This window comes from Streptomyces sp. NPDC058525 (genome assembly GCF_042719495.1).
Classification (GTDB): Bacteria; Actinomycetota; Actinomycetes; order Streptomycetales; family Streptomycetaceae; genus Streptomyces.
The window spans coordinates 1-7734 of the sequence record NZ_JBHXNP010000180.1; the positions used below are offsets into that span (position 1 = coordinate 1).

The window sequence follows — 7734 nt, forward strand, 5'->3', positions numbered from 1 at the left end:
CGCCGGCACCCTCCAGCCCCGCCGGCGTTTGAGGCGCGGGGTCCGGGGCGGAGCCCCGATTCTTGAGCCGCGCCGGCGATTGAGGCGCGGGGCGGGCGGCGCCCAGGGGACCGGATCGGGCGGTGTCGGCCGGGCCTACGGTCGGGGGCGGCGGGTTTGGTCGTAGGCGAGGGACAGCGTGCCCTGGGTGACCAGGGCGGCGCCGGCCGCCGCCCAGCCGGGGCTTCGGCGGTGGGCCGCCCAGGCCAGGAGGGGGGCGCCCGCCGCGAGTTGGGCCGCGCCCAGCAGCCGGGCCCGAGGGCCGCGCACCCACGGCCCCAGCGGCCCCTGCTCCACCGCGTCGCGCCAGCCGGACCACTGCACGGCCTCCGCGCCGCGCGCAACGCGCGCCGCCTCCCGCAGCCGGTCGGCGGGTTCGCCGGGGGCCAGTCCGGCGGGCAGCGCCAGACCGGCGCGGCCCAGCAGGGCGATCAGCGCGAGCAGCCGGGCCTCCCCGTCCACGGCGGGATCGGCGGCCGGGCGGGTCAGCCGCTCCAGTTCCTCCAGGTCGAGCACGGGGTCCAGGCCGAGCCGGGCGGCCAGGGTCCGCATGGCGTCGGGCTCGCCGGCCGGCCCGCCGAGCGCGTCCCACTCGTACGCGGCGGTCCGCCGGAACCCGCTCGCCAGGGCGAACCCGGTCCGCCCGCCCTCCCACCACAGGCTCAGCACGGGCCAGTTGGCGCCGACCGCGACCGCCGAGGCCCAGCCGGAGAGCACCTCGGCCACGGTCCCCTCGCCGTCGAGCCACGGCTTGACCTCGGGGACGAGCGCGGTCCACCCGCCCGCCGGGGCGAGCAGCAGGCGGACGCGCAGCAGGTGCGCGGCGGGGCGGGCGGCGAGGGGCTCGGCACGGCAGACGAGCAGTCCGCCGGCCGGGGTCCGGGAGATCGGCATGTCCACACGCTAAGGCAAACCGCCCCAATTAGCCCAAAGGGGGGACTTTGGCGGCAGCCCAGACCGCTTGACTTCCCCAGACCGCGATATATCGTGTTCCTCAGAAGACGCGATATGTTGCGTGCGTCGAGACCCGTCCGTGAACGCACGAGGAGGATCAGCCCCATGGCCGAGCAGGCGTCGCAGTCGACGTGGCACATCGCCGAAGCGCAGAAGCTCACCTTCGAGGAGCCGGTGACCGAGCTCCGCGTCCGCCTCGTGAGCGGCGCGGTGAACGTGGTCGCCGCCGAGGAGGGCCCGGCCCGCCTGGAGGTGACCGGGGTCGAGGGGCCGCCCCTGTACGTGGTGCAGGAGGGCGGCTCGCTCACCGTTTCCTACGAGGACCTGCCCTGGAACGGCGCCCAGGGCTTCAAGCAGTGGTGGGAGGCCAAGCCCTGGAAGGCCTGGTCGGGTTCCGGTTCCGGCCGCAAGGCCTGGGAGCGCAGCGCCTCCGTCACCCTCACCGTCCCTGCCGGCACGCAGGTGGAGGTCGGCGTGGTCGACGCCACCGCCTTCGTCTCCGGGATCTCCGGCGGCGCCGCGGTCAACACGGTCTCCGGCGACGCCACGCTGTCCGGGCTGTCCGGCCGGGTCAAGGCGCACACGGTCTCCGGCAGCGTCGAGGCCCAGTCCGTCACCGGCGACCTCGGCTTCCACTCGGTCTCCGGCGGTCTGACGGTGGTCGACGGCGCGGGCGTGAGCGTACGGGGCGACTCGGTCAGCGGCGACATGCTCATCGACCTGGACCTCGACCCCTCCGCCCCGCGCCCCGTGGACATCGCGGTCAACTCCGTCTCCGGCCAGGTCGCCATCCGGCTGCCGCACCCCGCCGACACCCGGGTGGAGGCCAACACCGCCACCGGCGGCGTCTCCAACGCCTTCGAGGACCTGCGGGTCTCCGGCCACCTGGGCGCCAAGCGGATCACCGGAACCCTCGGCTCGGGCACCGGCACCCTGCGGGCCACCACGGTCTCGGGAGCCATCGCGCTGCTGCGCCGCCCGCCGGCCGAGGCCGAGACCCCCGCCGCGTCCGCCGCCCCCCTCGCGCTCGACAAGAAGGTGCTCTGACATGCCGCCCGTCTTCGCCCACGGCCGCCTCCGCCTCTACCTCCTCAAGCTGCTGGACGAGGCCCCGCGGCACGGGTACGAGGTGATCCGCCTGCTGGAGGAGCGCTTCCAGGGCCTGTACGCGCCCTCCGCGGGCACGGTGTACCCGCGGCTCGCCAAGCTGGAGGCCGAAGGCCTGGTCACGCACGCCACCGAAGGCGGGCGCAAGGTGTACTCGATCACCGAGGCGGGCCGGGCCGAACTGGCCGACCGCGGCGGCGAACTCGCCGACCTGGAGCTGGAGATCCGCGACTCGGTGACCGAACTGGCCGCCGAGATCCGCGACGACGTCCGCGGCGCCGCCGGTGAACTGCGGCGCGAGATGCGGGCAGCGGCCTCCGCGTCGGCGACCCGGGTCGAGGACGAGTCCTGGAAGGCGGCCAAGGAGGAGCTGAGCCGGGCGCGCCAGGAGTGGAAGGAGCAGGCGCGGCGGGCCAGGGACGAGAGCCGCCGGGCCCGCGAGGAGGCCCAGCAGGCCCGCCGCCAGGCCAAGGAGGCCCAGGAGCGCGCCCGCGAGGAGGTCCAGCGCATCGCCGGGCAGCTCCAGGAGCAGTTCGCCAAGTCGGGCGGGATGCTGGGCAGTCTGGCCGGAGCGTGGCTCGGCGGGAGCGGCAGCGGCACGGCTACGGCGCCGGGCGCGCAGCCCGGGTCCGCAGCGCCGGCCGGCTCCGCCGAGCCCCCCGTGGCCGACACCGACTGGGCCGAGGACCTGGCCCCCACCGGAGACCCGGCACGGGACCTGGACCGGCTGCTGGACCGCTTCCGCGACGAGGTGCGCGACGCCGCGCGGGACCACGGGGTGACCTCGGCCCGGCTGGCCGAGGCCCGCGCCCACCTCGCGGCCGCCGCCGCCCGGCTGGGGGCGACGCTGCGGGCCGGATAGGTCAGGCCGCCGGCAGGGCCGTTTCCGCCGTGTCGTAGGTGATGCCGTGGTCCGTCAGGACCTCGGAGACCGTGCCGGGGCGGGAGAGCAGCGCCAGGAGCAGGTGCAGCGCGCCGATGTGGTGGTCCTTGCGGCCGAGCGCGACCCGCAGGGACTGCTCCAGGACCTTCTTCGCCTCCTCGGTGAAGGGGACGTGGCGGTTCCCGCCGCCGTCCGGCTCGGCGCGGCCCAGGGCGGAGCGGAGCGAGGCGCCCAGGGTCCGCTTGCGCGGCGCCGGGGCCGCCAGCACGCCCTCGCCGTGGGTCTCCTCGATCCGGGAGACGATTTCCGTGAGGTCGATGCCGAGCCCGGCCAGCGCCTCCTCGTCCGCCCGGGACATGCCGCCCCGGCGGCGGGCCGCCGCGAGGTCGGCGGCCACCGCCGTGCGGTCCACGCCCAGCGGGTCCAGGACGCCCAGGGCCAGCAGGGAGAGCAGCAGGTGCTCCTGGGTGACCGCGGGGGCCCCGGCCTGCCGGGCCTCGGCCACCGCGCCCGTCACGGTCGACCGTGCCTCGCGGGTGAAGCGTTCGAACATCAGACCCTCCCGTGCTTCTTGTGCACGGCCTGCCGGCTCACGCCCAGCTCGGCCGCGATCTCCTGCCAGGACCAGCCCTGCGCGCGGGCACTGCGTACCTGTACGCCCTCCAGCTGCTCCAGCAGCCTGCGGAGGGCGGCCACGGCACGCAGGCCCACGCGGGGGTCACGGTCACCGGCGCGTTCGGCGAGATCAGTGGCTTCCGTCATGCGTGTCAATGTAGGTTGACGCGGGAGGTGGTGTCAACCCTTGTTGACAATCAGGGCTTGAGGACGATCTTGCCGAAGAGGTCGCCCGACGCGAGCTTCTCGAAGCCCTCGCGCGCCCGGTCCAGCGGCAGCACCTCGTCGATGACCGGCCGCACCCCGGTGGTCGCGCAGAACGACAGCAGGTCCTCCAGCTCGTCCTTCGAGCCCATCGTCGAGCCGACCACCTTCAGCTCCAGGAAGAAGATGCGCGTCAGCTCGGCGTGCGCGGGGCGGTCGCCGCTCGTGGCGCCGGAGATGACCAGGGTGCCGCCCGGGCGCAGGGACTTCACCGAGTGCGACCAGGTGGCCGCGCCCACCGTCTCGATGACGGCGTCCACCCGCTGCGGCAGCCGCGCGCCCGGCTCGTACGCCTCCAGGGCGCCCAGCTCCACGGCCCGCTTGCGCTTGGCCTCGTCCCGGCTGGCGGCGAAGACCCGCAGGCCCGCGGCCTTGCCCAGCACGATGGCCGCGGTGGCGACCCCGCCGCCGGCGCCCTGGACGAGTACGGAGTCCCCGGGCCGGACCCCGGCGTTGGTGAACAGCATCCGGTAGGCCGTCAGCCAGGCCGTCGGCAGGCAGGCGGCCTCCTCGAAGGAGAGTCCGGCGGGCTTGGGCAGCACGTTCCACGCGGGCACGGTGACCTGCTCGGCGAAGGTGCCCTGATAGCGCTCGGTCAGGATCGAGCGGGGCTCGTCCGGGCCGACCCCGTGACCGCTCTGGCCGATCACGGAGTGCAGGACGACCTCGTTGCCGTCCTGGTCGGTCCCGGCGGCGTCGCAGCCGAGGATCATGGGGAGTTTGTCCTCGCCGAGGCCGACCCCGCGCAGCGACCACAGGTCGTGGTGGTTGAGGGAGGCGGCCTTGACGTTGACGGTCACCCACCCGGGCCGGGCCACGGGAGTCGGGCGCTCGCCCAGCTCCAGGCCGTTCAGCGGGTGGTCACGGTCGATTCGGGCGGCATAGGCAGCGAACATGCCGCGACGCTACCGCTCGGTAGGGCGGGGGTTCCAGCCTTCCCGGCGCCCGGGTGGTGAGGCCTTCGTCGCACCGGGCCCCCGGAGCACGGGAAAAGGCGGGCACGGAGAAGTCGGCGGACCGACAAGGCGGACACGCAAAAGGGCGGGGCCCGGCCGGATCGCTCCGGCCGGGCCCCGCCCGTACAGCTCAGCGCGGCCGTCAGGCCAGGCGGGCCACGCCGTCGGCCTTGGCGGCGGCGGCGACGGCCGTGGAGACGGCCACGGCCACGCGCTCGTCGAAGGGCGACGGGATCACGTAGTCGGCGGAGAGTTCGTCACCCACGACACCGGCGATGGCGTCGGCGGCGGCGATCTTCATGCCCTCCGTGATCCGGGTGGCGCGCACCTTGAGCGCGCCCGCGAAGATGCCCGGGAACGCCAGCACGTTGTTGATCTGGTTCGGGAAGTCCGAGCGGCCCGTGGCCACGACCGCCGCGTACTTGTGCGCGACGTCCGGGTGGACCTCCGGGTTCGGGTTGGCCATGGCGAAGACGAACGCGTCCTTCGCCATCGAGGCCACCGCCTCCTCCGGAACCGTTCCGCCGGAGACGCCGATGAAGACGTCCGCGCCCGCGAGGGCCTGCTCCAGCGAGCCGGTCCGGCCCGTCTTGTTGGTCAGGCCCGCGATCTCCGCCTTGACGTCCGTCAGGTCGGTGCGGTCCGCCGAGACGACGCCCTTGCGGTCGGTCACGCAGACGTCGCCGATGCCCGCGTCCACCAGGATCTTGGCGATGGCGATGCCCGCGGCGCCCGCGCCCGAGATCACGGCGCGCAGGTCGCCGAGCGTGCGCCCGGTGAGCTTCGCGGCGTTGCGCAGCGCGGCCAGCGTCACGATGGCCGTGCCGTGCTGGTCGTCGTGGAAGATCGGGATGTCGAGCGCTTCCTGGAGGCGGCGCTCGATCTCGAAGCAGCGGGGAGCGGAGATGTCCTCCAGGTTCACCCCGCCGAAGGACGGAGCGAGACGGATGACCGTCTCGATGATCTCGTCCGTGTCCTTGGTGGCGAGCGCGATCGGGACCGCGTCCACGCCGCCGAACTGCTTGAAGAGAATGGCCTTGCCCTCCATCACGGGGAGGGAGGCCTCGGGGCCGATGTCACCGAGCCCGAGCACGGCCGTGCCGTCGGTGACGACGGCGACCACGTTGGACTTCCAGGTGTACTCGTTCACCAGCTCCGGCTGCTCGGCGATGGCGGTGCACACTTTCGCCACGCCGGGGGTGTACGCGAGGGACAGGTCGTCCTTGTTGGTGACCGGGACCGTGGCCTGGATGGCCATCTTGCCGCCCCGGTGCAGGGCGAACACCGCGTCCGGGTTGTTGTCGGTCGCGCTGTCGGTGTGAGGGTTGACGATCTCCGCTGCCACTTTGTGTGACCCCTTAAGTCCTTTGAATCGTTGAGGGTGGCCACTCCTGGTTAAGGGGTGGGCGGGCACCGCGTTCGTACTCCGCATCGGCGGTTGGACCGCCTCCGCGAAGGGGAGGTTCGTACGCGCGGGCGCGCCGCACGCGCGCCCTGAGCCCCGGATGAGGGGTGTAAGGATCTGTTCTACCGGATGAACGCTCACCCAGACGAGTCGATTCCGGCTCGACCATAGGCTGCTTGTCATGGTTTTGGCTAAAAGTCCAAAGCCTTGTGTCCAATGGGCGAGACGCACCGCAAATACTGAGCCGGAACCGCCTGGTCGCGGGGGTTTGTGCGGCTCCGAGGCGCCTTGCCCGCAGTCCTGTTCGGTAGCCGGGCGTGTCCGTTATCTGATTTTGACCTCATGGGCAGCCTGAATGCGCCAGTCCGAATGGCAAGATGCCGTAATCACACAAGGTCGCGACACTCGATGGTGCGTGCCCGACCCCTTTTCGGTGCTTTTCCACCAGCCGGAGGAACCAGCTCATGACCGCAAGCATCACCCGTCGTACGACCGCCGCCCGGTCCCGGATCGCCGCGGTCGGCGCGATCGCGGTCGCCGGTGCCCTGATCCTGACCGGCTGTGGCGACCAGACCGACAGCGGCTCCGCCGCCAAGGAGAAGACGAGCGATGCTCCGCTGTTCTCCAAGCTGCCGAAGAAGATCCAGGACGCCGGTGTCATCAAGGTCGGTTCCGACACCGCCTACGCGCCGATGGAGTACGTCGAGGGCGGCAAGATCATCGGTGTCGACCCCGACATCGCCGATGCCCTGGGCAAGCAGCTCGGTGTGAAGTTCCAGTTCACCTCCGGCACCTTCGACGGCCTGATCACCTCCCTGGAGACCGGCCGCCAGGACATCGCGATGTCCTCGATCACGGACAACAAGAAGCGCCAGGAGGGCCTGGACGACGACGGCAAGAAGGTCGGCAAGGGCGTCGACTTCGTCGACTACTTCTCCTCCGGCGTCTCGCTCCTGGTCAAGAAGGGCAACCCGGAGAACATCAAGTCCCTCGACGACCTCTGCGGCAAGACGGTCGCCGTCCAGCGCGGCACCACGTACGAGGACACCTTCAAGGCCCAGGCCGAGAAGTGCGGCGACAAGAAGCTCACCATCGAGGCCTTCGACACCGACGCCGAGGCGCAGACCCGCGTCAAGGCCGGCGGCGCCGTGGCCGACCTGAACGACTACCCGGTCACCGCGTACGCCGCGAAGACCTCCGGCGGCGGCAACGACTTCGAGGTCGCCGGCGAGCAGGCGGACGTCGGCCTCTTCGGCATCGCCGTCTCCAAGGACAACACGCAGCTGCGCGATGCCATCAAGGAAGCCCTCGACGCCATCATCAAGGACGGCTCCTACGCCAAGGTCCTGGAGAAGTGGAACGTGAAGGACAGCGCCGTGCCGTCCGCCACGATCAACGCAGGCAAGTGATCCGAGCGCTCCACTGAAGGGCAGTCATTGTGACTGACAAGATCGACAAGGGTCCGGCCGCAACTCCGCCGGCCGGGCCCGGTGCCTCGGGCATCCCCTACG

Annotated in this window: 8 protein-coding genes; 3 read left to right on the forward strand and 5 right to left on the reverse strand. The window is 72.4% G+C overall.

The window, feature by feature from the left end; all coding sequences use genetic code 11:
• Positions 1 to 135: 135 nt before the first annotated feature.
• Positions 136 to 933 carry a hypothetical protein gene (locus tag ACFWP3_RS40995; protein ID WP_384231894.1) on the reverse strand — a complete coding sequence of 266 codons (798 nt, stop codon included), beginning with the start codon at positions 931 to 933 and terminating at the stop codon, positions 136 to 138.
• Positions 934 to 1098: 165 nt separating this feature from the next.
• Here ACFWP3_RS40995 and ACFWP3_RS41000 point away from each other — a divergent pair, with 165 nt between their 5' ends.
• Both ACFWP3_RS41000 and ACFWP3_RS41005 read left to right on the forward strand, forming a co-directional pair.
• Positions 1099 to 2040, forward strand: a complete 942-nt coding sequence (locus tag ACFWP3_RS41000; protein WP_384231896.1) for a DUF4097 domain-containing protein — start codon at positions 1099 to 1101, stop codon at positions 2038 to 2040.
• Position 2041: 1 nt separating this feature from the next.
• Entirely contained in the window at positions 2042 to 2962 is a 921-nt protein-coding gene (locus ACFWP3_RS41005) for a helix-turn-helix transcriptional regulator (protein ID WP_384231898.1), read from the forward strand.
• Position 2963: 1 nt separating this feature from the next.
• Here the strand turns inward: ACFWP3_RS41005 and ACFWP3_RS41010 are convergent, their stop codons facing one another.
• The 4 genes from ACFWP3_RS41010 to ACFWP3_RS41025 form a co-directional block, all read right to left on the reverse strand.
• Positions 2964 to 3536 carry a Clp protease N-terminal domain-containing protein gene (locus ACFWP3_RS41010; RefSeq protein ID WP_384231901.1) on the reverse strand — a complete coding sequence of 191 codons (573 nt, stop codon included), beginning with the start codon at positions 3534 to 3536 and terminating at the stop codon, positions 2964 to 2966.
• Complete coding sequence (locus ACFWP3_RS41015; RefSeq protein WP_384231903.1) at positions 3536 to 3745, reverse strand: helix-turn-helix domain-containing protein; 210 nt, start codon at positions 3743 to 3745, stop codon at positions 3536 to 3538. Before ACFWP3_RS41015 ends, ACFWP3_RS41010 begins: the two co-directional genes overlap by 1 nt.
• A 50-nt stretch (positions 3746 to 3795) precedes the next feature.
• The gene (locus ACFWP3_RS41020) at positions 3796 to 4758 is read right to left on the reverse strand and encodes a zinc-binding dehydrogenase (protein ID WP_384231906.1); all 963 of its coding nucleotides are present in this window, start codon (positions 4756 to 4758) and stop codon (positions 3796 to 3798) included.
• 202 nt (positions 4759 to 4960) lie between these two features.
• Positions 4961 to 6163 (reverse strand): NADP-dependent malic enzyme, encoded by a 1203-nt coding sequence (locus tag ACFWP3_RS41025; RefSeq protein ID WP_384231908.1) that lies wholly within the window; start codon positions 6161 to 6163, stop codon positions 4961 to 4963.
• Between the two features lie 524 nt (positions 6164 to 6687).
• Between ACFWP3_RS41025 and ACFWP3_RS41030 the strand changes: the two genes are divergently transcribed.
• Positions 6688 to 7632: an ABC transporter substrate-binding protein gene (locus ACFWP3_RS41030; protein ID WP_384231910.1), complete on the forward strand. Its 945-nt coding sequence runs from the start codon at positions 6688 to 6690 to the stop codon at positions 7630 to 7632.
• Positions 7633 to 7734 lie beyond the last annotated feature (102 nt).

Bases quoted from the DNA above. Each gene is read 5' to 3' on its own strand.
- ACFWP3_RS40995 (WP_384231894.1), bottom strand. From the start codon at position 933: ATGCCGATCTCCCGGACCCCGGCCGGCGGACTGCTCGTCTGCCGTGCC.
- ACFWP3_RS41000 (WP_384231896.1), top strand. From the start codon at position 1,099: ATGGCCGAGCAGGCGTCGCAGTCGACGTGGCACATCGCCGAAGCGCAG.
- ACFWP3_RS41005 (WP_384231898.1), top strand. From the start codon at position 2,042: ATGCCGCCCGTCTTCGCCCACGGCCGCCTCCGCCTCTACCTCCTCAAG.
- ACFWP3_RS41010 (WP_384231901.1), bottom strand. From the start codon at position 3,536: ATGTTCGAACGCTTCACCCGCGAGGCACGGTCGACCGTGACGGGCGCG.
- ACFWP3_RS41015 (WP_384231903.1), bottom strand. From the start codon at position 3,745: ATGACGGAAGCCACTGATCTCGCCGAACGCGCCGGTGACCGTGACCCC.
- ACFWP3_RS41020 (WP_384231906.1), bottom strand. From the start codon at position 4,758: ATGTTCGCTGCCTATGCCGCCCGAATCGACCGTGACCACCCGCTGAAC.
- ACFWP3_RS41030 (WP_384231910.1), top strand. From the start codon at position 6,688: ATGACCGCAAGCATCACCCGTCGTACGACCGCCGCCCGGTCCCGGATC.